The sequence below is a fragment of the Pseudoramibacter alactolyticus ATCC 23263 genome (genome assembly GCF_000185505.1).
Lineage (GTDB): Bacteria > Bacillota > Clostridia > Eubacteriales > Eubacteriaceae > Pseudoramibacter > Pseudoramibacter alactolyticus.
The window spans coordinates 226,117-248,952 of the sequence record NZ_GL622359.1 but is presented as its reverse complement, the minus strand read 5'-3'; the positions used below and the strand labels follow the sequence as shown (position 1 = coordinate 248,952).

Sequence of the window (22,836 nt, the reverse complement as noted above, 5' to 3'; positions counted from 1 at the left end):
CTTGAAGTCGTTCGCATTTCTCAACGGAACTTCTTTATTATAGCAACAAGCATTTTGACTGTCAAGCTTTTTTTAAAAGTTTTTCCTGATCTTTGCTCGCTGGTTATTTTGTCACATTTTCCAGTTCAATCTTTACAATTTAACTGTCATTTGCCACAAACAGCGTATGTTATTATACGAACATTTTTATTTTCTGTCAATCTTTTTTGATAGAAAAATGGCATTTTTTCTTGTCAAGTGAGACGACTTTTACCGTTATTATATTTCATTTTCATTCTTTAGTTTTGTAACATTCTATGCTATAATAACTTCAGTTTAAAGAGGTATATTATGAGTGATGCAATTAAAATCGTTGCTAAAAACAGAAAGGCCCGGCATGACTATTTTATCGACGATACTTATGAATGTGGTCTTGTGCTTACGGGCACCGAAGTTAAATCTCTGCGTCAGGGAAAAGTCAACTTAAAAGAAAGCTTCGCGGATTTCCGTCATGGTGAGCTGTGGGTTTACCAAATGAACATCGCCCCTTATGAGCAGGGCAATATTTATAATCAGGATCCTTTGCGAGTGCGCAAGCTTTTACTGCATAAGCGCGAACTTCGCCGGCTCATCGGCCTCAAGCAGCGCGATGGTTATACTTTAGTGCCTTTATCTCTTTATTTTAAAAACGGCCGCGTGAAACTTGAGCTTGCGTTGGCCAAAGGGAAGAAGCTTTATGACAAGCGTCACAGCATTGCAGAACGCGATGCCAACCGGCGCATTCAAAAATCAATTCACCGCGTTTAACGGGGGCGTAAAGGTTTCGACGAGGATATTGCAGAAGTGTAAGCGAGCCAATGAGCCGGTCATTGTAAAAAACAGGCGCCTAAATATAAACGCAAAAGACAATTCTTCTTACGAAATGGCGTTTGCTGCTTAATCGGCAGTAACGTTTCGTAAACCCGCGGCACCACTTGCCGCACGTCCCTTCGGGTTCACCTGCTGGCCCGAAGCTGACGTTCATGAAAGCAGGGATCTGTCTTTGGAAGTTGTCCCGATCCATTGACAATTCAGGGGCTGGCCGATGCAAGCTGGGCTGTCAGAAGCCTGCATCGGTGAGAATCTTCTGGCAGATGCGCTCGGAGAAATCACTTTGAATGTATTTTCGGACGTGGGTTCGACTCCCACCGCCTCCACCAATTCACAATACCTGAATCTCATCTAAATCTTCCTTAAATATAGTGAAATTATTTAAAAAAGCCTTTTGACACGACTTTACATAAAAATTGCTATTAAGATTATTCTTCTTTAAACTGAGCTTTCATTAATACTTCCAAATATTTTTCAAAAGATTATTTTATCTTTTTTCAATCATAGTTCGTGCATGAAGAACCATATGTAACGAGAGGATGACATTAGACATAAATTTTAAAAAGCATTTCTAAAATCTACCCGGATAACGTCACTTGTCAAATCAGCATTTAAATCTCTTTTAGCAACCCGTATTTCACATCCGAATCTCTTTAATTAGACCATCAATTGTTAAAAAAATAATATTCACCATATCGAAACCTTCAGTTCTTTTCGTATTGTTCGCATTGAACATTTCATGTATCTTTTCAAAAGCACTTTTTGTGCTCATAAAATAGTTTTCCATCTTCAGCGCTAAAACTATAAACGAATAATTTCATATGTGCTTCCGTATTTTATCTTTTTCTTCTGCTGATTATTAAATAATAAAGGGCACGACGAACAGCCGTGCCCAAATGGATATTTTTAATACCTCTAATTTAGGTTCTCCGCAAAACTTTGAAGCCTCGTGCGAATCTGCTCATATGCCCGCGCCTGTTGGTCAATCTCGATGATTAACATTGGAATCCCCGCTTTTTTGCAGGCATCCATGATGATCGGCACATCATATTCTTCTGGGTCACAGAATTTCATTAATGCAACGACCAAACCATCTGCATCTGTTGCCCGCACCATCTCAACCAACATCTCAATGCGCTCTTTATAGGGATCCATCGCCAAGGAGCATCCCGAGCATCCCCTATGATCCTGCCACTGCTTCGCCAAAGAATGAATCGGATCGCCATAATAAGGCACATCTGTTCGAAATTGTCTGGACTCGTGAGCTAAATCATCCCCCACCACCGATAAACCAAATTGCTCGAAAATCCCGAGAATCCCTTCGGGTTCTAATGTCAAACCGGCTACAATCACTTTTTTCCCTGAGTATTGATCCGGCTTTTCCCGCCGCAACAGTTTCGTCAGCTTTCTAACTGCCGCTGTGTATTCGCGAACATCCATAAAATAGTAAGCCTTAATGATGAGGTGACGAATGGTCGGCGTGATGATATCCAGATGGTGCGCTGCGACACGACCAAAGGTCCGCATGGTTTGACGGCAATCGTTATAATCCTTGATGCTTCCATCCAATGCATCATCCGTGATCTTGACATCCAAAAGGATCTCTAATTTTTTTCGGACCATCTGATATTCATGGGTCAAAAAGCGACAGCACCCGGCACGTCCCGATGCTGCGGATGCACAAAAGAAACGGTCAGGCTTCACTTAAGGATATCCTCTTCTTTGCCGATTTTGACACCTTCGCGCTTCCGTTCAACCAAATAGCAGCCGATACCTTTCCTGCCAAGAGCTCTATCCGCTGTCGCCATCACCACATATACCGACGCGATGCCCCCATTGGTGATAAAGTATTTGCTGCCGTTAATGATTAATTCGTCACCATCCGCTTCAACGGTTGTCGAAATACTCGATGCATCCGATCCGGAATCCGCTTCGGTCAAAGCAAAGGCGGCCCAGCCGCCATCCGTCAATGCACCATAAAAAATTTCCTTCTGTTTGTCATCCGCCATGCGGTTAATCAAGTGTGTTGCCGATGCGTTGGTGCCAACTGCCGATTCCAGCCCAACCTCATACCGGCCCATCTGTTCAGCAATGAAGGTTTGCGTCACACTATCTAAGCCAAGACCACCGGCTTCCTCGGGAACACACATGATGTTTAACCCCATCTCCGCCATGCCTTCATAAAGATTTCCTGGAATTGCTGGTATCATAACCCGCCGCAGCCGGCTTCACTTCGGCTTCCAGACAATCTCTCACCGCATTGGCCACGTCCATTTGTTCTTGTGTGGGAATCATACTTTTCTCCTCATCTATAAATTATTTTTTACTACCTGATATAACCTGCAAATTCCATGCCAAAAAACGAAGCCAATCTATATTTTTCTTTCTTTAAACGCTGAATTCCTCTATATACAGCAAAAAAATAAAGCCGACATTTTCGGCTTTATGAGTAGCGCGTTTGATGCTTTCGGAGAAATCACCATTATGATGGCATTCAATCACCAAAATGGTGCATTTTGCCATCTTTTTTGGTGGCAGAAATGCCATATTTTTTCATTTTACGAATAAACGTTGAATGATCGATGCCTAATGCGCGGGCTGCTTTTCGAGTTGTCCTGAAAATTTTGTAGGCGTTTTCCACATAAGCCTTCTCCAAAGTTGCCATATACACTTTCAGCGGTTCAATCGGCCGCTTTGACGACCCTTCCAGGGTATCTGGGATATTTGCCTTAACTTCCATGCTTTTTCTTCTCCTAATATCTCGCTTTAATATTTGCTTTTGCCCTTATAAAAATGACTCATTATCATGACCAGACGCGGCTGATTTCAACTTCTCTTTGTCTTCTTTCTGATCATGCGTCCGGGTTTGCGCCATCAACCGCCGGACGCGCTCAAAAATTTTCCCCCCTTCGTCCGAATCCCGCAACAGATACTTGCGCATCACCATCAACAGCAAAATCGCCACGATATAAAGCAGGGTTTGTTCACCGTTCAAATGGCCGACAATCAGCCCACGGGCAATGGCAAAGATCAGCGCTTCAAGCACAGCCTGCATCGTGTGGGTATAGACCATGCGGATAAATTCCGTGCAGATAATCAGGTTCATGCAGAGCCCCAGGCAGGTCTGAAGGGTTTTAAAGGCCACTGTCAGCGATGCATTGAACTCAATATGGGCAAAGAGTTCAAACAAATTCATCGCGATGAGCACCACCAGAAAGAGCGCGATGCCCATTTCCAGAATTTCCAGCACGACTTCATAAAATTTTAACGCACCGTTTTTCAATCGTTCCATTTCGTCCACCTCTGTCGATGTTTTGGCTTTATCTTATCACAGGCACTCTTTCGCGTCAGTAAAAAATTGTCAAAGCCGCACCCGATGTGATAAACTGACACCAAGCATTTATGAGCGAGGAGGCTTTGATGAAACGAACCGATTATCTGAGCTGGGACCAATATTTTATGGGTATTGCTCTGCTTTCGGCGCAGCGCAGCAAGGATCCCGGCACCCAGGTGGGGGCCTGCATCGTCAGCCCGGAAAATAAAATTCTATCGATGGGCTACAACGGGATGCCCATCGGCTGCAGCGACGATGAAATGCCCTGGGCGCGCGAGGGCGATCCGCTGGACACCAAGTATCTTTACGTATGCCACGCGGAATTCAACGCCATTTTAAACAGCGGTGCCAAAACCCTGCAGGGCGCCACCCTTTATGTCACCCTTTTCCCTTGCAACGAGTGCACCAAGGCCATCATTCAATGCGGCATTAAAAAAGTTGTCTATATGGAAGACAAATACCCGGACAGCGACGCCGTGATCGCCGCCAAACGGATGATGAACATGACCGGCGTGGTTTATCAGCGCTACAACGAACCCCACCGCGATATCACCCTGCATTTATAAGCCGCACGCAAAAGAGCCAACCCGATATCGGGTTGGCTCTTTTGTTTTTTCATCCGCCAAAAACCTTATCGGCAATGGCCACGCCGGCCCGGGCGTCCTTGCCGTAAAAGTCGGCATGAATCGACTGCGCATAGGTTTCGTTCATCACGGCGCCGCCGACCATCACCGGCACCTCCGGCAGCTCGGCCTTGAGCCGAGCAATGGTAATTTCCATATTTTTCACCGTAGTCGTCATCAGCGCGCTGAGTCCGACGAGCCCCGCCCCTTCCCGCCGGGCGGCATCCACAATTACCTCCGGATCCACATCCTTGCCCAGATCCACCACGCGGTAACCGTAATTCTCCATGATCACCCTGAGAATATTCTTGCCGATATCGTGCACATCTCCCTTGACTGTCGCGAGCACCACGGTCCCTTTGACCGTCTGTTCGTCGCTTTTGATCGCCTTTTTAATCTCGGCAAAGGCATTTTGCACCGTCTCCGCCGCAAAGATCAAATTGGGCAGAAACACCTCACCGGTCTCAAAAAGGTCCCCGATTTTGTCAAGACCGGGAATCAGATAGTTGTTGACAATATCCATCGGCGGCATGCGGGTCAGCATCTCCTGCACCACCGGTACGATTTCGTCCTTCAGGCCGTCAACCACCATGCCGATAACATCCGCCTCCCCGCTCGCAGAAACCGCTTCGCCGTTTTCCTCGTTTTGGGCATCGGTCGTTTGACCGGGACCCGCCGCGGCCATTTCGATATTTTGATCATCCTTATACGCCGCGACGTAGGCCATGCAGCCATCGTCCAAACCGGCAAGGGCGCGGTAAGCCGAAACGGCGTTCATCATTTCGGCATCGGCTGCCTTCATGATCGGCGTGTCGAGACCGGCCGACAGCGCCATGGTCAAAAAAGTTTTATTGATCAGCCGACGGTTGGGCAGCCCGAAGGAAATGTTGCTGACGCCGAGCACTGTCGGCACACCGTATTTCGCCTTGACTGCCCGCACTGCGTCCAGGGTCTCGCGCACCCCCGCCTGCTGGGCCGAGGCCGTGAGCACCAGACAGTCGATGGCGATATGCTCGACGCCGATGCCCTGCTTGGCCGCCTCGGCAATGAGCTTATCCGCCACGGCCACCCGGCCGGCTGCCGTCGCCGGGATGCCGTCATCATCCAGGGTCAGACCGAGCACCGCTGCGCCGTAATGGGCCACAATGGGCAAGATCCCCGCCATCGATGCCGCTTCCCCATTCACCGAGTTCACCAATGGCTTGCCATTGTAATTTTTGAGGACGGCCTCGATCACCTCCGGCTTGGTGCTGTCGATCTGCAGGGGCAGTTCCACCACCTGGCTGATGGCGTGCACCGCCTGCACCATTAAAGCCGCCTCATCCACCTCCGGCAGGCCGACATTCACATCCAAAATATCCGCCCCCTGCTGTTTTTGCTCCAGGGCCAGCCGTTTGACCACCGCCATCCTGCCCTGACGCAAATCCGCTTTGAGTTCAGGGTTCGTGGTCGGATTAATGGCCTCGCCGATCACGCGGATATCTGTTCCCAGCGTCACCGTTCGCGTGGATGAAGCGATGCGCATGGGCCTGCGCGCACCGCCTCGTGCCGGCAGCGCGACCGATCGGGTCCGGGCGATGGTCGCGGCGATATAATCCGGGGTTGTGCCGCAGCATCCACCGAGCACCGCTGCGCCTTTTACCGCAATCTCGCACATGGATCCGGCAAACGCGGCCGCGTCGATATCATAAACCGTCTCGCCGTCCACCACCCGGGGCAGCCCCGCGTTGGGCTCCACCACAATGGGCACCGACGCCGCTTTGAGCAGCCTGTCAATGACGGGCATCATCTTATCCGGTCCGGTAGAGCAGTTGATGCCGATGGCATCGACGCCAAGGCCTTCCAGAATGGTCACCACCGTTTCCGGATCCGAACCCGTCAAAGTCCGGCTGTTGTCTTCGTAGGTCATCGAACAGATGATTGGCAGGTCACAATGCTCCTTCGCGGCCAGCACCGCCGCCCGCGCCTCATAAATATCCGTCATCGTTTCAATAAAAATCAGATCCGCCCCGGCCGCCGCTCCGGCGCGCACCGCTTCGGCAAAGCACGCCTTGGCGGCATCAAAGGATAAATCCCCCAGATCGCCGATAAGCGCACCCGTCGGCCCGATATCCATCGCGACAAACCGCGGATGCCGGGCCTTGGCAATGTGCACCGCCGCACGCACCACCTCGTCCACCGAATAGGGCGACCCCGCCATTTTGTGCCCGTTGGCACCAAAGGTATTGGCCACCAGAATATCGGCTCCCGCCGCCACATAGGCCGCCTGGATCTCCCCAATCACCTCCGGATGAGTCAAATTTAGCTCTTCGGGAATCGGTCCGGGATTTTCAATCCGCTTTTGGATCATGCTGCCCATCCCGCCGTCCAGATAAAGGCGCTCGTTTCCTAAAATTGTTTTGATATCCATTCGTCTTCCGTCTCTTTCTGCTCTTTCTTGCGTCTCTTTTTAAAAGTGGCCCCAGTATACCAAATGAAAGCCTACAATTCAAGTCTGTTAAATAACCCGTATAATCCCACACATAAAAAAATCGCCCGCCGGACGATTTTTCATTCAATTTCATTCAATCTCATTTCATTTTGAACGCTAAGCTTCCTGGATCAGCGGCTGGGAAAGAATCTGTGTCCAAAGTTCGCCGCCGCGGCCGACCTCCAGCCATTCAGATCTCGGCAGCTTGACAATCCAGCTGCCTTCGTAAAGCTCTCCGGCAGCGATGCGCAAAAGCCCGTGCCAAATAACGGAACGTTTGCCATCATAGGGCGAAAGCCGCACATCTTTAAACACCAGCGGATCCTTGAGCACAGCCATTTCCGGATCCGTATCGAGCAACGGCTTCATGTCATAGGCCCGCACTTCTTCATTTTGAAAATGGATTTCTAAAATATAATTTTCTTTGGGAATCACCCTGCGAATGGATGGCACTTGATTCATCTTTGTTTTGCCTCTAAATTAAAACTGATTTCATTCTATCACAGCCCAAGACAATTTTCAAAATCATTTAGCCACCGCATCAGGTTTTAAGTCGTCTTTATTTTGTATTAAGGATTTTACAATAAAATGATAATGGATTTCAACTACAAAATAATTCTAACCACACCATCGTGAAAGGGGTAAATCATGACCATTAAACTCAATGTGAAAAACGCCGGTCTGCGGGACTGGGAGCTCGAAATGGTGAAGCCGCTCGTCGAAACAGCCTATCATACTCTGGCCAACAAAACCGGCGCCGGCAGCGAGATGCTCGGCTGGATGGATCTCTGCGACACTTATGACAAAGAAGAATTCGCCCGCATCAAAGCGGCCGCCCAAAAAATTCAGGATCAAAGCGAAGTGCTCATCGCCATCGGCATCGGCGGCTCCTATCTGGGCGCCCGGGCCGGTCTCGAGTGGGCTTTCGGTCCGTTTTACAACCAGCTGCCGAAAGAAAAAGGCGTCGAGGTCTATTTTGCCGGCAACAACATCAGCTCCGATTATGTGCAAAACCTCATCGATATCATCGGCAACCGGGATTTCTCCGTCAATGTGATCTCTAAATCGGGAACGACTACCGAACCCGCCGTCGCCTTCCGCATCTTTAAGGAATTGCTCGAAGTCAAATACGGTGAGGCCGGCGCGAAAGACCGCATCTATGTCACCACCGACGCCCAAAAGGGTGCCTTGCGCCCCCTGGCCGAAGAAAAGGGCTACGAAGCTTTTATCGTGCCCGACGCCACCGGCGGGCGTTTCTCCGTCTTCACGGCGGTCGGACTTTTGCCGATGGCCGCCGGCGGCATGGATATCGACGCGATTTATCGGGGGCTCACCGACGCGACCCGCCGTTATGAAAACGCCGACGTGATGAGCAACGACGCCGCCCTTTACGCCGCGGTGCGCTTCCTCATGCTCATGAAAGGGAAGAAGATGGAAATCCTCTCCGGCTACGCCCCTTCGACCACCCAATTCGGCGAATGGTACAAGCAGCTGATGAATGAATCGGAAGGCAAAGACCTCAAAGGGCTCTTCTCCACCTCTGCGAATTTTTCCACCGACCTGCACTCCATCGGCCAAGCCATTCAGGATGGTCCGCGCATACTTTTCGAAACCATTCTCTGGGTTGAAAAGGCCGGCGTCGATCTCACCGTTCCGGACGATCCGAAAAACAGCGACGGCCTGAACTTCGCCTCCGGCAAAACCATGCAGTACATGAACGAAAAGGCCATGAACGGCACCCTCCTCGCCCATGTGGACGGCGGCGTGCCCAATCTGATTATATCGGTGGGTGAACTCAGTGATTACACCTTTGGCGAGACCGTCTATTTCTTCTGGAAAGCCTTGGCAATCTCCGGCTACATGATCGGCGTCAACCCCTTCAATCAGCCCGGCGTCGAATCCTACAAGAAAAACATGTTTGCCCTTCTGGGCAAGCCCGGCTTTGAAGATGCCAAAAAAGCGCTGGAAACCCGTTTGAAAGAAGTGCTCTAATACAATGTATTAAAAAAGACCCGTTTGGGTCTTTTTTTAATGGCTTTGTTTTTAGTTTTCGGTGGCCGCAATATCATCCCGGTGAAAACAATCCCTGAACTGAATCTTATCGATCTGAGCGTAAACCTTCCGGCGGGCTTCTTCCCGGGTCGGGGCAAGCCCCGTGACACAAAGCACGCGCCCGCCGGCGGTCACGAGTTTCCCGTCTTTAATCGCCGTCCCCGCGTGAAAGACCTCGCAGCCTTCGACGGCGTCGATTCCGGTAATCTCATAACCCTTCTGATAATTCTCCGGATAACCGCCGGAGGCCAGCACCACCGTCACCGCCGCGTCCGGCTTCCAGCGGATGTCGCACTCAGCCAAGCGGCCGTCGATGCAGGCTTCCATGATGTCCACCAAATCGCTGGCCATCCGGGGCAGCACCACCTGCGCTTCCGGATCGCCGAAGCGCACATTAAATTCGAGCACCTTGGGGGCCCCGTCCTTGATCATCAGGCCGATGAAGAGCACGCCGACAAAATCCATGCCGTCAGCCTTAAAGCCCTCGATAATCGGCGTGAGAATTTCGGTTTGGATCCGCTCGTTGAGCGCCGGATCGTCAAAGAGGGCGTTGGGCGAATAATTGCCCATGCCGCCGGTGTTCAGGCCCCTGTCGCCGTTAAAAGCGCGCTTGTAGTCCCGGGCGCTTTCCATCGGGACGATGGTTTTGCCGTCCACAAAACAGAGAATAGACGCCTCGGTCCCGGTCAAAAATTCTTCGATCACCGCGGTGTCGCCGGCCGCTCCGAAGGCTTTGTCCGCCATGATGGCCTTCATCGCCGTCCGGGCGTCCGCTTCGTTTTCCGGAATCACCACGCCTTTGCCCGCCGCCAAGCCGTCGGCTTTAATGACCATCGGATAGCCGTAGATCCCCAGATCCTTCACGATGTCTTCATAGCGGGTGTATTCTTTGTAGCGCGCCGTGGGAATGTGATGGCGTATCAGAAAATCCTTGGTAAACGCCTTGGAGCCTTCAAACTGCGCACATTTGGCGTTGGGCCCGAAGGTGCGGATGCCCGCCGCCGTCAGCGCGTCGGCCATGCCGGCCACCAAAGGCACCTCCGGCCCCACCACAGCCAGATCAATGCCCTGCGCCTTGGCAAAGGCCACCACGCCGGCGATATCCTCCACCGAAAGCGCCACACATTCGGCGATCTGCGCTATGCCGCCGTTGCCCGGCACGCAATAAATCTCATTCACTCTGGGACTTTGGGCGATTTTCCAGGTCAAAGCGTGCTCCCGGCCGCCGCTGCCCACAACCATTACCTTCATTCGTCGTTCCTCATTCCTCTTTCGATTCACACCCTATGCGTGCTTGAAATGGCGCATCCCGGTGAAGACCATGGCGATCCCGTTGGCGTTGCAGACCTTGATGGAATCCTCGTCACGGATAGAGCCGCCCGGCTGGATGATCGCCGTGACCCCGGCCGCCGCCGCCGCCTTGCAGCAATCGTCAAAGGGGAAGAAGGCATCCGACGCCGCCACGGCCCCCCGGCACTTGTCTCCGCCGTGGGCAATGCAGTTTTCCATCGGCCAGATGCGGTTGACCTGGCCCGGGCCGTTGGCCACCAGGCATTTGTCCTTCGCGATGGTGATGGCATTGGACTTGGTGTTTTTCACCGCCTTCCAGGCAAAGAGCAGATCTGCCATTTCCCGATCGGTGGGTTTGCGGTCGGTCACCACCTCGAGCTTGTCGTAAAGTTTCGTGTCCCGCTCCATCACGAGCATCCCGCCGAGCACTTTCTTCAGCTCATAGCCTTCTTCGCGATGCAGAATATCGTCGAGGGTCAACAGCCGCAAATTGGGCTTGGCTGTAAGCACTGCCCTGGCTTCGTCGGTAAAGCCCGGCGCCACCACCACTTCCAAAAAAATCGTCACCATCTGATCTGCCGTGGCCTTGTCGATCACGCGATTGGCCGCCACGATGCCGCCGAAGATCGAGGTCGGGTCCGCTTCGTAGGCCTTGCGGTAGGCTTCGCTGATGGATGCGGCGCTGGCCACCCCGCAGGGATTCGCGTGCTTGACCGCCACGATGGTCGGTTCGTTGGTGTATTCCTTGAGGATTTCCAACGCGCCGTTGGTATCGTTGATGTTGTTGTAGGACAGTTCCTTCCCCTGGAGTTGCACCGCGTCGACCAGGGTACCCTTGCCTTCGCCGATTTCCCGATAGAACGCCGCCCGCTGATGCGGATTTTCCCCATAACGCAGATCCTGCACCTTTTCGTAGGTAAAGCTCACCTTGTCCTGGGACAAAAGATCTTCGGCGCGGTCGGTCTGCTCTCCGGATTGGCGGCGCAGGAAGTCGGCGATCATCGTGTCGTAATGCGCTGTGGTTTCGAATACCTTCAGCGCCAGACGGTAGCGGGTGTTATAGGTTGTTTGGCCCGCGGCTTCAATTTCGACCAACACCGTTTCGTAATCCGCCGGATCGACCACCACCGTCACATCGTTAAAGTTCTTCGCCGCCGAGCGCAGCATGGTCGGCCCGCCGATGTCGATATTTTCGATGCATTCCTGGAAGGCGACTCCCGGCTTCATGATCGTCTGCTTGAAGGGATAGAGATTGATCACCAGCAGATCGATGTTTTCGATGCCGAGTTTTTTGCATTCGGCCTGATGCTTGGCATTGTCCCGAATGTTTAAAATACCGCCGTGAATCAGCGGGTGCAGGGTCTTGACCCGGCCGTCCAGGCATTCGGGAAAGCCCGTCACCTCCGAAACGTCCGTCACGGCAAGGCCACCCTCGCGCAGGGCCTTTGCCGTGCCGCCGGTGGACAGAATATCCCAGCCGCAGGCCGCGATGCGCTTTGCAAAATCGACGATGCCGGTTTTGTCCGATACAGAAATCAGTGCTCTCATGGGTTCCTCCATTTGTTTTTAAAACCTCGCAGCAAAAGCCCGCGCCCTGCTGCCAAAATGATGACCTATTTCGCCGCCGGTGCATCGACGTGCACCCGTCGGCCCGCCACGTGCACCCGGCCTTCGCAGATCGCCGCGACCACTGCCGGCAGCAATGCGTGTTCGAGGGCAAGCACCCGCTGCTGAATCGTCTCCGGCGTATCGTCGTCGGCCAGAGCCACCGCACGCTGGGCAATGATCGGCCCGGCATCCGCTTCTTCGTTCACGAAATGCACCGTGCAGCCCGAAACCTTGCACCCATAGCGATAAACCGCCTCGTGCACCCGCATGCCGTAATAGCCCGGCCCGCAGAAGGACGGGATCAACGCCGGATGAATATTCACGATGCGGTTCGGGAAAGCCGCCACGAAATCCGCCGTGATGATGCGCAAATACCCCGCCAGCACCACCAGCTCGCAACCGTAGCTTTTGAGCGTCTCGACGATTTTCGCATTAAAGGCCGCCACACCGCCGCAGTTCCGTTCGATAATGGCCGTCGCGGGAATCCCCGCCCGTTCGGCCCGAGTCAAGGCGTAGGCGTCCGCCTTGTTGGAAATCACCACGGCGATTTCGCCGCTCCTGCCATGCACCCCGTCGATCACCGACTGCAGATCCGTTCCGCCGCCGCTGGCCAGCACCCCGATTTTCATCCGCTTCATGGCCGCGCTCACAGCAAAATCTTCTCGCCGGACGCAGACGCGATCACTTCGCCGAGGATCACCGGCGCCTCGCCCTTGGCCTTCAGCGCCGCCGCAAAGGCATCCGCCTGATTCTGGGGCAGCACCGCCACCAGGCCGATCCCCATGTTGAAGGTATTATACATATCGCGGTCGCTGACGTTGCCGAGCTTTTGCAGATAATCGAAAATCGGCAGACGCGTGATGGCCGCTGTGTCGATCTTTGCGCACAGCCCGTCGGGGATCATTCGCGGAATATTTTCATAAAAGCCCCCGCCGGTGACATGACTCATGCCGCGCACGCCATAGGGCACAATCAAATCCGCGAGCGCGTGCACATAAATGCGCGTCGGCGTAAGCAGGGTTTCGCCGATCGTCGCGCCGAGCTCGGCCACCCGGGTGTCAACGCTCAGACCGTTGTCTTTAAAGATCAGCTTGCGCACCAGCGAAAAGCCGTTGGAATGCACCCCGGAGGACGGCAGCCCGACGAGCACATCCCCGGCGGCAATGTGCTGCCCGGTGACGATCTGATCCTTTTCGGCCACGCCGACGGCGAAGCCCGCCAGGTCATAATCATCCGCGGCATACATATCCGGCATCTCGGCCGTTTCCCCGCCGATTAGCGCCATATCACCCTGCACGCAGCCTTCCGCCACGCCGGAAACGATCCGGGCAATCTTTTCCGGCACGTTTTTGCCGCAGGCAATATAGTCCAGGAAAAGCAGGGGCCTCGCGCCCTGGCAGAGAATATCGTTGACGCACATGGCCACGCAGTCAATGCCCACGGTGTCGTGCTTGTCCATCATGAAGGCGATCATCAGCTTGGTGCCGACCCCGTCGGTCCCCGAAATCAGACAGGGCTTTTGATAGCCCTCCGGCAACGCCACCACGCCGCCGAAGCCGCCCAGCTCCGACAGCACGTATTGATTAAAGGTGCGCTTCACGTCTTCCTTAATGAGCCGAACCGATTCGTAGCCGGCCGCCACGTCGACGCCGGCCGCCTTATATGCATTGGTTTTTGTCATGCTGTTTCCTTTCAACCTTGCAACAACGCGTTGCGTATTCTCCATTTCTTTGCCGTCGCCTCAATCGTCGAGAACCGGCACCGCCATCGGGTAAACCCCGTCAAAGCAGGCCCGGCAGAAGGCATCGCCTCCGCCCGCCGACAGATTGAGCCCCTCCAGCGATAAAAAGGCCAACGTATCCGCGCCGATCAGTTCCCGGATTTCTTCAACGGATTTTTTCGATGCGATCAGCTCCCGACGCTCCGGCGTATCGATGCCGAAGTGACAGGTGTGCTTGACCGGCGGCGAGCTCACCCGAAAATGCACCGCTTTCGCGCCGCCGTCCCGCAGCGTGTTGACGAGTCGTTTGCTGGTCGTTCCCCGGACGATAGAGTCATCGATCACCACGACCCGCTTGTCGCGAATCGTCTCCCGCAGCGGGTTGAGTTTCAGCCGAACACCCTGTTCCCGCAGCGCCTGGGTCGGCGAGATAAAGGTACGGCCGCTGTATTTGTTTTTGATCAGGCCGATGCCATAGGGAATCCCGGATTCTTCCGCATAGCCGATGGCCGCCGGCAGGCCGGAATCCGGCACGCCGATCACCACATCCGCTTCCACCGCGGATTCTCTGGCCAGAATGCGCCCGGCCATGTGGCGCGCCAGATAAACCGAGCGGCCTTCCATGATGGAGTCGGGGCGGGCAAAATAAATCTGCTCGAAGATGCAGGAGCGCTTGCCCACCCAATGCTTTTGACCATAAGTCTCGACGCCGTCGCGGCCGACGATGATGATCTCGCCGGGCTCCACGTCGCGAACCAGCGTCGCCCCCACCGCGTCCAGGGCGCAGCTCTCGCTCGCCAGAAAATAATCCGCTCCTTTCTTGCCGATGACCAGCGGCCGCAGGCCGAAGGGATCCCGCACGCCGATGAGCTTATCCTCGGTGGTGATCACGAGCGCATAAGCGCCCTTGATAATTTCGACCATGCGCTGAATCGACTCAACCAATCCGTGACGCAGCCCCCTCGCGAAAATATTCACCATGGCCTCCGTATCGATGCTCGTCTGGAAGACCACGCCGCTATCCTCGAGCATTTCCCGAAGGGCCTCGTGATTGACCAGATTCCCGTTGTGAGCCAAGGCGATATGGCAATTGCGCATATTGACCGATAACGGCTGCGCATTAACAGGGCCGCCGGCACCGGTGGTGGCGTAGCGCACATGGCCGATGCCGATCGATCCCCGCGCCTCCTTTAAAATCCGATCCGTGAAGACATCCGCCACCATACCGACATCCTTATGAACGGCAATCTTGCCGCCGTCGTTGATGGCCATCCCCGCGCTTTCCTGCCCCCGATGCTGAAGCGCAAACAAGCCGTAGTAAATATAGTTTGCCACATTTTCACGCGAATCCGGCGAAAACACGCCGAATACACCACATTCGTCATGAAAGTGATCGTCTTGATCAAAGTAACCTACATTCAAATTTTCTGCCTTTTCTATGAATTGATGAACCATCTGAAAATGTGCCGTCGCCTTTTCGCGAGGGATGCCGCGTCATTTCAGGCGTTTTTGCAGGTTTGCGTTTTTCGCGACCACCGCATCGTTCAGTTCCGCCTTATAGGCCTTCATTTTGTCCCTCAGCGCCGGATATTTAACGGAGAGTATCTGCACGGCAAGCACCGCCGCGTTTTCTGCGCCGTTCACCGCAACCGTGGCCACCGGCACACCGCTGGGCATCTGAACGATGGATAACAGCGAATCCAGACCGCCCTGAAAAGATGTCTTGATTGGAATACCGATCACCGGCAGCGGCGTGATGCCCGCGATCACCCCGGCCAAATGCGCGGCCTTTCCCGCCGCGGTAACAATCACTTCGTAGCCATCGGCTTCCGCTTCAGAAGCAAATTTAAAAATCCTTTCGGGATTGCGGTGAGCTGAAATCACCATCGCATCATAATTCACACCGAACTTGTCCAAAGTGGTCAAGCTTTTCTGAACCACGTCAAAATCGGAATCGCTCCCGATCACCACAGCAACTTTAGGCATTGATCGTCCTCCTCTGATCCTTCACGGAACCACACAAATAATAAATAACCGACCGCAAATCCTTCGCGGCGGATATCGACTCATTTGAAATACGCCACGCCGGATTCGAAGATCTTCTGATCTTTGTCGCCGGGAATGTTTTTGTAAAGGCCGGCGCCAATGCGCTCGGAATGGCCCATCTTGCCGAGAACGCGCCCGTCGGCCGAGGTAATGCCCTCGATGGCGCACACCGAACCGTTGAGATTGAACGCGCCGTCCATCGTGGCGTGCCCTTCGAAATCGACGTATTGGGTCGCGATCTGCCCGCCTGCAATCAAACGGGCGATCACCTCGTCACTGGCCACAAAACGCCCTTCCCCGTGGGAAACGGGAATGCGGTAGCTCTTGCCGATCTCCGCCTGGGCCAGCCAGGGCGAAAGATTCGAGACGACCTTGGTCATCGGAATCGCCGAAATGTGGCGGCCAATGGTGTTGTAGGTCAAGGTCGGCATGTCCGGCGCGAGCGCTTTGATCTCGCCGTCCGGCAGCAGCCCCAGTTTGATCAGCGCCTGGAAACCGTTGCAGATGCCCAGCATCAGACCGTCGCGCTTCTTGAGCAGATTCATCACCGCGTCGGCCATCGCCGGGTTGCGGAATACCGCCGCGATGAATTTGCCGGAGCCGTCCGGCTGGTCCCCTGCCGAGAAACCACCGGGAATCATGATCATCTGCGACTGATCGATGGCCGCCGCCATTTCCGCGATAGACGCTTCGATATCCTGCTCGGACTGATTGCGGAAGACCAGCGTCTGCGCCACTGCGCCCGCCCGTTCAAAGGCGCGCACCGAATCGTATTCGCAGTTATTGCCCGGGAACACCGGAATGAATACCCGCGGCTTCGCAAATTCACTGCTGCTGGCAATCACCGGTCCGCGGTCGTAAAGCACGTCCTGCACTGGGCCCCCGGTGCTCACGGTTTCCGGATACACATCCCACAGCGGCTTCTGATAAGCGACGATTAAATCGTCGAGGGCCATGGTCACGGTGCCCTGCACAATGGCCGGGCTCGCGATGGTCTTCCCGATTCTTTTAACGCCGGAAAGGGTTTCCGCCGTTTCGACAACGATACTGCCGGGATTGGGCGCAAAGAGCGCCGCTTCTGACAAATCTTCAGCCAGCTCAATGCCGATCTTGTTGCCGAAGGCCATCTTGGTCAGCGTTTCCATCAGACCGTATTCCCCGACTGCCTTTGCGGCAAGCACGGCTTCCTTCTCGACCAGACCGCGGACGCGATCGAAGATTTCGCCGGCCGCTTTATAGTCGGTCAGGCTCTTGTCGTCCCGCGGAATATCAAAGAGATAAAGGTTGCTGCCAGCCTGTTTGAGCTCATTGGTCACCACATGCGCCACCTGGTCTGCGGTCACCGCGAAGGAGATGAGCGTCGGCGGCACCGTCAGATCTTCAAAGGTGCCGGACATGGAGTCCTTGCCGCCGATGGCGGAAACCCCCATGGCCTTCTGCGCCCCGAAAGCGCCGAGGAGCGCCGCAAAGGGCCGCCCCCATTTTTGCGGATCATTTCCCAGACGTTCAAAGTATTCCTGGAAGGATAAACGCGTCTTGTGATAGTCGCCGCCCATGGCCACCACCTTGGCCAGCGACTCAATCACCGCCGAGGCCGCACCGTGAAAGGGACTCCATTCGGCCAGCTTAGGGTTGTAGCCATAAGTCATGATCGAGCAGGTGGTGGTGTCGCCGTGTTCCACCGGAATCTTGGCGGCCATCCCGCCCTGAGGCGTCAAAGCATAACACCCGCCGAAGGGCATGGTCACCGTGCCCGCGCCGATGGTGGCGTCGAACATTTCAGCCAGGCCCTTCTGGCTCGCCACGTTCAAATCGCCCATCAAATCAAAGGTGCGCGCCACAATATCGCCCGTCGGCACAAAAGCCGGCCGCGCTTCGGGCTCGGCCACGTAAACATCCGCATGCTGGACGGCCCCGTTGGTGTTGAGAAAGTCCCGGGAGAGGCTGAGGATTTCGTCCCCGCGCCAGTGCATCCGCAGCCGCCCGGTATCCGTCACCGCGGCAACCCGGGTCACCTCGAGATTTTCCTCGTGACCGAGCTCGATAAAGCGGTCCACATCCTGGGGCGCGACCACCACGGCCATACGTTCCTGGGATTCGGAAATAGCGAGTTCCGTCCCGTCGAGCCCCTCGTATTTCTTGGGCACACGGTCGAGATCGATATCCAGCGAATCCGCCAGCTCCCCGATGGCCACCGACACGCCGCCGGCACCAAAGTCGTTGCAGCGGGTGATCATCCGTGCGAGCTCCGGATTCCGGAAAAGACGCTGAATTTTGCGTTCTTCAACAGGATTGCCCTTCTGAACTTCGGCACCGCTTTCGTGGATGGACTCTGCGGTGTGGGCCTTAGAGGAGCCTGTCGCACCGCCGCAGCCGTCACGGCCGGTGCGCCCGCCAACGAGCAAAATCGCATCCCCCGGTTCCGGGGTTTCCCGGCGCACATTTTCCTTCGGCACGGCGGCAATCACCGCGCCGACTTCCATGCGCTTGGCCAGAAAGCCCGGGTCGTGCACCTCCACCACCTGGCCCGTGGCCAGGCCGATCTGGTTGCCGTAGGAAGAATAGCCTTCGGCTGCTTCCCGGGAGATTTTTCGCTGGGGCAACTTGCCCGGCAGCGTCTCGGAAAGGGGCGCTGTCACGTCGCCGGCCCCCGTCAGGCGCATGGCCTGATATACATAGCTGCGCCCGGACAACGGATCCCGGATGGCCCCGCCAAGGCAGGTCGCCGCTCCGCCGTAGGGTTCAATTTCCGTCGGATGGTTGTGGGTCTCGTTTTTAAACATCAAAAGCCAGTCTTCGTCCTGGCCGTCATGATCCACCTGGATGTTCACCGAGCAGGCGTTGATTTCTTCCGATACGTCCAGATCCGGCAAAAGTCCCCGCGCCCGCACATCCTTGGCGCCGATGGTCCCCAGATCCATCAGGGTAATGGGACGGGTAGATGCCTCGCCGTAAAGCATGTCCCGGGTCACGTCGTAGTCGGCAAAGGCCGCTTCTACTGCATCGTTGATTTCACCCTTTTCGAAAGTAATTTCGTTCAGATGGGTCGCAAAGGTGGTGTGGCGGCAGTGATCCGACCAATAAGTGTCAATCACGCGCAGTTCCGTCACCGTCGGGTCACGCTTTTCGTCGTCGCGAAAATAGGCCTGCACCATTTTGATGTCCGCCGGGCTCATCGCAAAGCCCATATCGCCGCGATACGCTTCGAGGGTTTCGCTGTCGTAATCAATAAAGCCCCGTATCGTCGCAACCGACGCCGGCGTCTTAAGCGCATCCGTTAAGGTCGTGCGCGGCGACAAATCGGCTTCCCGCGAGTCCACAGGGTTGATCATGTATTGTTTGATTTTGTTAACATCATCGGCGGTCAGCGCCCCCTTTAACACCACGCATTGTGCCACTTTGATCGCGGGGCGGCTGCCGGTCAGCAGCTGGACGCACTGCGCCGCAAAATCCCCCTGCTGGTCGTATTGACCCGGCAGAAACTCAATGGCAAAAACCTGTTCATCGGCCGCCACCGACAATGCCTGTTCGGCCACATTGTCAACATTGGGTTCGGAGAGAATCGTGTTGATAACCTTTTCCATGATTTCATCCGAGAGGTCTTCGATATCATAACGGTAGACAATCCGAATATTTTCAAGTTTTTTCAATTCGAGAATTCTTCGGAAAGTCATTGCCAAAGCCTCTGATTTCGTGTTAAATCCGGGCTTTTTTTCAACGTAGAATCGTCTGATCACTGCTTTACCGCCTTTTTGAAGGATTTTTGATTTTTTTATTGTATCTCTTTTTGCGATTTTTTTCAACTATTTTCAAAATTATAAACACGGAGCTTCGTCGCTCTGCGCTTGTGTGAATCGCCACGTCAAATGCCGATCTTCAGCGCCTGATGCCCGCAGCTTATGCCGGTTTCGGCCCGCCATTGCAGGGCCATTCCGCGCGTCCGCTGGATGCCGCCGCCGTGGCCTGTACTTTTTAGTCCTCTTGCTGAATTATTACGCCCATTGCCAAAATTTCTGCCTTTATTTCCGGACAAAAGCTGATATAATGATGGTAATTTATCCATCAGCAGCCAAAAAACGATTCGGGAGGATCCTATGAAAATCATTTATCTGCATCATTCGGGGTTTGTTGTCGAACTGGACAAAAACACTTTCGTCTTCGACGCCATCACCTATATTCAGCCGCAGTTTCTGCACAAGGGCCACCAGAATTATTTCTTCGCGACCCACAGCCACACCGACCATTTTTCACAAATTATCTATAACTACAGCAGCGACTACAACGGCCACTATATTCTGAGCGACGACATCACCAAACGCGGCGGCAAACGCACCACCTTTGTGAAGCCCTACGATCACCTGACCTATACCGACGAGCAATGCGGTGAAGTGGTCATCGATACCTTTGGCTCCACCGATCTGGGCGTGTCTTTCCTCGTTCAGGCGGAGGGCAAAACCATTTTCCACGCCGGCGATCTCAACTGGTGGGACTGGAGCGCGGAAGAACGCCCGGAGATTGATCCCGCGGCCGAAGAAGCGGATTACAAGACCGAAATCACCAAAATCAAGGCCCATTGCGAAAGAGAAGGGCTTCAAATTGACGCCGCTTTTGTCCCCGTCGATTCCCGGCTGGGCCGCTCGGCCACCAAAGCCGCCGTTTATTTTGCCGAGGCGCTTGCGCCCAAAGTGCTTGTGCCCATGCATTTTTGGGACCGATACGATGTGATTAACAACACAAAAAATGCCCTCTTCGGTAAAGCCGTCGCGGTGTGCGACATTCACGACCGCAACGAAATCATCTATGAAGATTAAGCATTAAAAAACGACCTGCCGATGGCAGGTCGTTTTTTACGCGCGCCTCGAGGCGTTGAAAAAGCCCGGAATCAAATCTCCCGGGCCATTTTTTTGAGTTTATTCAGGCGGTAATTCACCGCCGACTTCGGCATGGGCGGATCCATCTGCTCGCCCAATTCCTTAAGCGAATAATCCGGATTCTCCAACCGCAGGGCCGCCAGCTGTTTCAAATCCGGCGGCAACTGGGCAATGCCCACCGCGTCGTCGATCCGACGGATCACATCGATCTGAGACTGGGCCGCCGTCGTCGTCTTGTGCAGGTTGGCCACATCGCAGTTCACCTGGCGATTCACATCATTGCGCATCCCCCGCACGATCTTCAGATCCTCAAGGCGCAGCATGGCCTTATGCGCCCCGACGAGCCCGAGGAAATCGGCGATGCTCCCGCTTTCCTTCAAATAGAGCACACAATCGCCGCCGCGCCGGTGCAGTTTCGCCTTAATATCGTAACCCGTTAAAATCGCCACCATCGATTCAAGCAGGGACGCACATTTGTGGACAATCTCCAGATGGTAATCCTTTTTCGGATCGGTGATGGAGCCCGAGCCCAGAAACACCCCCCGCAGATAAGCCTTCAGATGTTTTTGATGCGCGAGAAAATACGGCGGTACCTTCGCGATGCGCCCGCCTTCGCCAATGCGGCAGTCCCGGCAGATCCTCTGCACCTGCGCCGCGTCCTCGCAGCCGATGCGGTACAGTCGGCGCCGGCCGCCCGGCCGCTCCCCGTCAAAATCCAGGGTCAAACCGCCATCGCCATAAAGCGCGCGGCTGAGCTTGCGCAATCGGCCGGCCACAAACGCACTCTCCGTCACGAATTTAAGCACCGCATTTGCGATCGCCGCCGTCGCCAAAAGGCCGGCAAGCTCCGCCCGGTTCTCACCGGGATCCGTCATCGGCAAGTGGCACAATTCTCCCTTGACCTCCGTGGAAAAACTCATGGCTGCCTCCGCCCATATAAATTTCAAAAATCTGCTTGGCTAACCGATCCGCGTCGTGACGCACCTTCCGATCCTTTTGAATCACAAAATTGTCGCAGATATATTCATAGGCCGGCAGATGCTCGCCCACCAGCACCTGGCGCGATCCGATCTTCCGGTAACGTACCGCCATGGCTTTGTCGAGCACACCGTCGTTGGCAATCACATAATCAAAGAGCGCCCCCTGCCCGCCGTGGCGCTGCTGATGCTCGATGGCCAGCAGGTGATCGGCCTGCGTATAGCCCAGGGTTTCCCCCGGCTGCATCATGATATTGCCCACATAAAATTTCTTGGCCGTGCTGGCGAGAATGGTTTCCTCGATGCCGTCCACCAACAAATGGGGAATGATGCTGGTGTAAAGGCTGCCCGGTCCCATGATGATGATGTCCGCCGCCTTGATAGCATCCAGCGTCTCCGGCAATGCCGCCGCTGAATGCTTCAGGTGCATCTTGGCGATGGGACTGCCCGATTTGGCCGATGCCCGGGGAATTTCCGACTCGCCCTCCACCAGGGTGCCGTCCTTAAGCTCGCCCATCAGCACCATCTCATCCAGGGTGACCGGCAGCACCGTCCCGGTGATCTGCAGGACGTCCGACGTGCGGACAATCGCGTCGTAAAAATCGCTGCTGATACCCGTCATCGCCGCGAGAAACAAATTGCCGAAGCTGTGCCCTGCCAAACCACCTTTATCGAAGCGATAGTTAAAGAGATCATTCATGACACCCTCGTCGTCGGCCAGGGCCAGAATGCAGTTGCGAATGTCTCCCGGCGGCAAAATTCCCAGATCTTCACGCAGCATACCGGAGCTGCCGCCGTCGTCGCCGACGGTCACCACCGCCGTCAGCCGGTTCGTGTATTTTTTAAGTCCGCGCAGAATCACCGAAAGACCGGTGCCGCCGCCGAAGGCCACCACCTTCGGATTGCGCACCCGCACCACATCTTTCAGCGAAAACTCGCGGATGTATTCTTTAATTTCCATAGGCCTCTCCTTTTCTTCATTGCAGAATAGCCCCT

General features: G+C 54.6%; 21 protein-coding genes and 1 other RNA gene. 6 read left to right on the top strand and 16 right to left on the bottom strand.

Going from position 1 to position 22,836, the window contains the following annotated elements:
* From HMPREF0721_RS12225 to ssrA, 3 genes are all read left to right on the top strand, one after another.
* On the top strand, positions 1–210 hold a 210-nt coding region (locus tag HMPREF0721_RS12225), incomplete at its 5' end, for a hypothetical protein (protein ID WP_207635229.1).
* Positions 211–330: 120 nt separating this feature from the next.
* On the top strand, positions 331–786 hold the full coding sequence (gene smpB, locus HMPREF0721_RS01195) for an SsrA-binding protein SmpB (protein WP_006597692.1): 456 nt from the start codon (positions 331–333) through the stop codon (positions 784–786).
* Position 787: 1 nt separating this feature from the next.
* Positions 788–1,178: a transfer-messenger RNA gene (gene ssrA / locus HMPREF0721_RS11395) on the top strand.
* 586 nt (positions 1,179–1,764) lie between these two features.
* Here the strand turns inward: ssrA and HMPREF0721_RS01190 are convergent.
* From HMPREF0721_RS01190 to HMPREF0721_RS01175, 4 genes are all read right to left on the bottom strand, one after another.
* The gene (locus HMPREF0721_RS01190; RefSeq protein ID WP_050786936.1) at positions 1,765–2,553 is read right to left on the bottom strand and encodes a 2-hydroxyacyl-CoA dehydratase subunit D; all 789 of its coding nucleotides are present in this window, start codon (positions 2,551–2,553) and stop codon (positions 1,765–1,767) included.
* Positions 2,550–3,014 (bottom strand): acyl-CoA dehydrogenase family protein, encoded by a 465-nt coding sequence (locus HMPREF0721_RS01185; RefSeq protein WP_207635228.1) that lies wholly within the window; start codon positions 3,012–3,014, stop codon positions 2,550–2,552. The genes HMPREF0721_RS01190 and HMPREF0721_RS01185 overlap by 4 nt, the downstream gene beginning before the upstream one ends.
* 329 nt (positions 3,015–3,343) lie before the next feature.
* Positions 3,344–3,589 (bottom strand): helix-turn-helix domain-containing protein, encoded by a 246-nt coding sequence (locus HMPREF0721_RS01180; RefSeq protein WP_006597687.1) that lies wholly within the window; start codon positions 3,587–3,589, stop codon positions 3,344–3,346.
* Between the two features lie 45 nt (positions 3,590–3,634).
* Positions 3,635–4,141 (bottom strand): phosphate-starvation-inducible PsiE family protein, encoded by a 507-nt coding sequence (locus HMPREF0721_RS01175; RefSeq protein WP_006597686.1) that lies wholly within the window; start codon positions 4,139–4,141, stop codon positions 3,635–3,637.
* A 128-nt stretch (positions 4,142–4,269) separates the two neighbouring features.
* On the opposite strand from HMPREF0721_RS01175, the gene HMPREF0721_RS01170 reads away from it, so the two are divergent.
* A complete protein-coding gene (locus tag HMPREF0721_RS01170) occupies positions 4,270–4,749 on the top strand; it encodes a deoxycytidylate deaminase (RefSeq protein ID WP_040639817.1) in 480 nt (159 codons plus the stop codon).
* Between the two features lie 49 nt (positions 4,750–4,798).
* On the opposite strand, the gene HMPREF0721_RS01165 is transcribed toward HMPREF0721_RS01170, so the two are convergent.
* Both HMPREF0721_RS01165 and HMPREF0721_RS01160 read right to left on the bottom strand, forming a co-directional pair.
* Complete coding sequence (locus tag HMPREF0721_RS01165) at positions 4,799–7,216, bottom strand: homocysteine S-methyltransferase family protein (protein WP_006597684.1); 2,418 nt, start codon at positions 7,214–7,216, stop codon at positions 4,799–4,801.
* Positions 7,217–7,393: 177 nt separating this feature from the next.
* Positions 7,394–7,738, bottom strand: a complete 345-nt coding sequence (locus HMPREF0721_RS01160; protein WP_006597683.1) for a DUF2442 domain-containing protein — start codon at positions 7,736–7,738, stop codon at positions 7,394–7,396.
* Positions 7,739–7,924: 186 nt separating this feature from the next.
* Here HMPREF0721_RS01160 and HMPREF0721_RS01155 point away from each other — a divergent pair, with 186 nt between their 5' ends.
* Positions 7,925–9,268 (top strand): glucose-6-phosphate isomerase, encoded by a 1,344-nt coding sequence (locus HMPREF0721_RS01155; RefSeq protein ID WP_006597682.1) that lies wholly within the window; start codon positions 7,925–7,927, stop codon positions 9,266–9,268.
* Between the two features lie 51 nt (positions 9,269–9,319).
* On the opposite strand, the gene purD is transcribed toward HMPREF0721_RS01155, so the two are convergent.
* The 8 genes from purD to HMPREF0721_RS12035 all read right to left on the bottom strand — a co-directional run bounded on the left by purD (position 9,320) and on the right by HMPREF0721_RS12035 (position 20,097).
* Positions 9,320–10,579 (bottom strand): phosphoribosylamine--glycine ligase, encoded by a 1,260-nt coding sequence (purD, locus tag HMPREF0721_RS01150; protein ID WP_006597681.1) that lies wholly within the window; start codon positions 10,577–10,579, stop codon positions 9,320–9,322.
* 33 nt (positions 10,580–10,612) lie between these two features.
* A complete protein-coding gene (gene purH, locus HMPREF0721_RS01145; RefSeq protein ID WP_040639816.1) occupies positions 10,613–12,166 on the bottom strand; it encodes a bifunctional phosphoribosylaminoimidazolecarboxamide formyltransferase/IMP cyclohydrolase in 1,554 nt (517 codons plus the stop codon).
* A gap of 65 nt (positions 12,167–12,231) precedes the next feature.
* Positions 12,232–12,864, bottom strand: a complete 633-nt coding sequence (gene purN / locus HMPREF0721_RS01140) for a phosphoribosylglycinamide formyltransferase (protein ID WP_341349314.1) — start codon at positions 12,862–12,864, stop codon at positions 12,232–12,234.
* An 8-nt stretch (positions 12,865–12,872) separates the two neighbouring features.
* Positions 12,873–13,907 (bottom strand): phosphoribosylformylglycinamidine cyclo-ligase, encoded by a 1,035-nt coding sequence (purM, locus tag HMPREF0721_RS01135; protein WP_040639815.1) that lies wholly within the window; start codon positions 13,905–13,907, stop codon positions 12,873–12,875.
* Between the two features lie 60 nt (positions 13,908–13,967).
* Positions 13,968–15,401, bottom strand: coding sequence for an amidophosphoribosyltransferase (purF, locus tag HMPREF0721_RS01130; protein ID WP_006597676.1), 1,434 nt, complete (start codon positions 15,399–15,401; stop codon positions 13,968–13,970).
* 39 nt (positions 15,402–15,440) lie between these two features.
* The gene (gene purE / locus HMPREF0721_RS01125; protein ID WP_006597675.1) at positions 15,441–15,932 is read right to left on the bottom strand and encodes a 5-(carboxyamino)imidazole ribonucleotide mutase; all 492 of its coding nucleotides are present in this window, start codon (positions 15,930–15,932) and stop codon (positions 15,441–15,443) included.
* 80 nt (positions 15,933–16,012) lie between these two features.
* Positions 16,013–19,729 carry a phosphoribosylformylglycinamidine synthase gene (locus HMPREF0721_RS01120; protein ID WP_040640140.1) on the bottom strand — a complete coding sequence of 1,239 codons (3,717 nt, stop codon included), beginning with the start codon at positions 19,727–19,729 and terminating at the stop codon, positions 16,013–16,015.
* A gap of 125 nt (positions 19,730–19,854) precedes the next feature.
* Positions 19,855–20,097, bottom strand: coding sequence for a hypothetical protein (locus tag HMPREF0721_RS12035; RefSeq protein ID WP_006597673.1), 243 nt, complete (start codon positions 20,095–20,097; stop codon positions 19,855–19,857).
* On the opposite strand from HMPREF0721_RS12035, the gene HMPREF0721_RS01110 reads away from it, so the two are divergent.
* A complete protein-coding gene (locus HMPREF0721_RS01110) occupies positions 20,087–20,803 on the top strand; it encodes an MBL fold metallo-hydrolase (RefSeq protein WP_006597672.1) in 717 nt (238 codons plus the stop codon). The two genes, HMPREF0721_RS12035 and HMPREF0721_RS01110, sit on opposite strands and share 11 nt — an antisense overlap.
* Positions 20,804–20,874: 71 nt before the next feature.
* Here the strand turns inward: HMPREF0721_RS01110 and whiA are convergent, their stop codons facing one another.
* Together whiA and HMPREF0721_RS01100 are read right to left on the bottom strand one after the other, a co-directional pair.
* Complete coding sequence (whiA, locus tag HMPREF0721_RS01105; protein ID WP_006597671.1) at positions 20,875–21,783, bottom strand: DNA-binding protein WhiA; 909 nt, start codon at positions 21,781–21,783, stop codon at positions 20,875–20,877.
* Positions 21,722–22,801 (bottom strand): gluconeogenesis factor YvcK family protein, encoded by a 1,080-nt coding sequence (locus HMPREF0721_RS01100; protein WP_050786933.1) that lies wholly within the window; start codon positions 22,799–22,801, stop codon positions 21,722–21,724. Before HMPREF0721_RS01100 ends, whiA begins: the two co-directional genes overlap by 62 nt.
* Positions 22,802–22,836 lie beyond the last annotated feature (35 nt).

Coding starts and splice junctions, on each gene's coding strand:
- smpB (WP_006597692.1), top strand. CDS start 331: ATGAGTGATGCAATTAAAATCGTTGCTAAAAACAGAAAGGCCCGGCAT.
- HMPREF0721_RS01185 (WP_207635228.1), bottom strand. CDS start 3,014: ATGGGGTTAAACATCATGTGTGTTCCCGAGGAAGCCGGTGGTCTTGGC.
- HMPREF0721_RS01180 (WP_006597687.1), bottom strand. CDS start 3,589: ATGGAAGTTAAGGCAAATATCCCAGATACCCTGGAAGGGTCGTCAAAG.
- HMPREF0721_RS01175 (WP_006597686.1), bottom strand. CDS start 4,141: ATGGAACGATTGAAAAACGGTGCGTTAAAATTTTATGAAGTCGTGCTG.
- HMPREF0721_RS01170 (WP_040639817.1), top strand. CDS start 4,270: ATGAAACGAACCGATTATCTGAGCTGGGACCAATATTTTATGGGTATT.
- HMPREF0721_RS01165 (WP_006597684.1), bottom strand. CDS start 7,216: ATGGATATCAAAACAATTTTAGGAAACGAGCGCCTTTATCTGGACGGC.
- HMPREF0721_RS01160 (WP_006597683.1), bottom strand. CDS start 7,738: ATGAATCAAGTGCCATCCATTCGCAGGGTGATTCCCAAAGAAAATTAT.
- HMPREF0721_RS01155 (WP_006597682.1), top strand. CDS start 7,925: ATGACCATTAAACTCAATGTGAAAAACGCCGGTCTGCGGGACTGGGAG.
- purD (WP_006597681.1), bottom strand. CDS start 10,579: ATGAAGGTAATGGTTGTGGGCAGCGGCGGCCGGGAGCACGCTTTGACC.
- purH (WP_040639816.1), bottom strand. CDS start 12,166: ATGAGAGCACTGATTTCTGTATCGGACAAAACCGGCATCGTCGATTTT.
- purN (WP_341349314.1), bottom strand. CDS start 12,864: ATGAAGCGGATGAAAATCGGGGTGCTGGCCAGCGGCGGCGGAACGGAT.
- purM (WP_040639815.1), bottom strand. CDS start 13,907: ATGACAAAAACCAATGCATATAAGGCGGCCGGCGTCGACGTGGCGGCC.
- purF (WP_006597676.1), bottom strand. CDS start 15,401: ATGGTTCATCAATTCATAGAAAAGGCAGAAAATTTGAATGTAGGTTAC.
- purE (WP_006597675.1), bottom strand. CDS start 15,932: ATGCCTAAAGTTGCTGTGGTGATCGGGAGCGATTCCGATTTTGACGTG.
- HMPREF0721_RS01110 (WP_006597672.1), top strand. CDS start 20,087: ATGAAAATCATTTATCTGCATCATTCGGGGTTTGTTGTCGAACTGGAC.
- HMPREF0721_RS12035 (WP_006597673.1), bottom strand. CDS start 20,097: ATGATTTTCATAGGATCCTCCCGAATCGTTTTTTGGCTGCTGATGGAT.
- whiA (WP_006597671.1), bottom strand. CDS start 21,783: ATGAGTTTTTCCACGGAGGTCAAGGGAGAATTGTGCCACTTGCCGATG.
- HMPREF0721_RS01100 (WP_050786933.1), bottom strand. CDS start 22,801: ATGGAAATTAAAGAATACATCCGCGAGTTTTCGCTGAAAGATGTGGTG.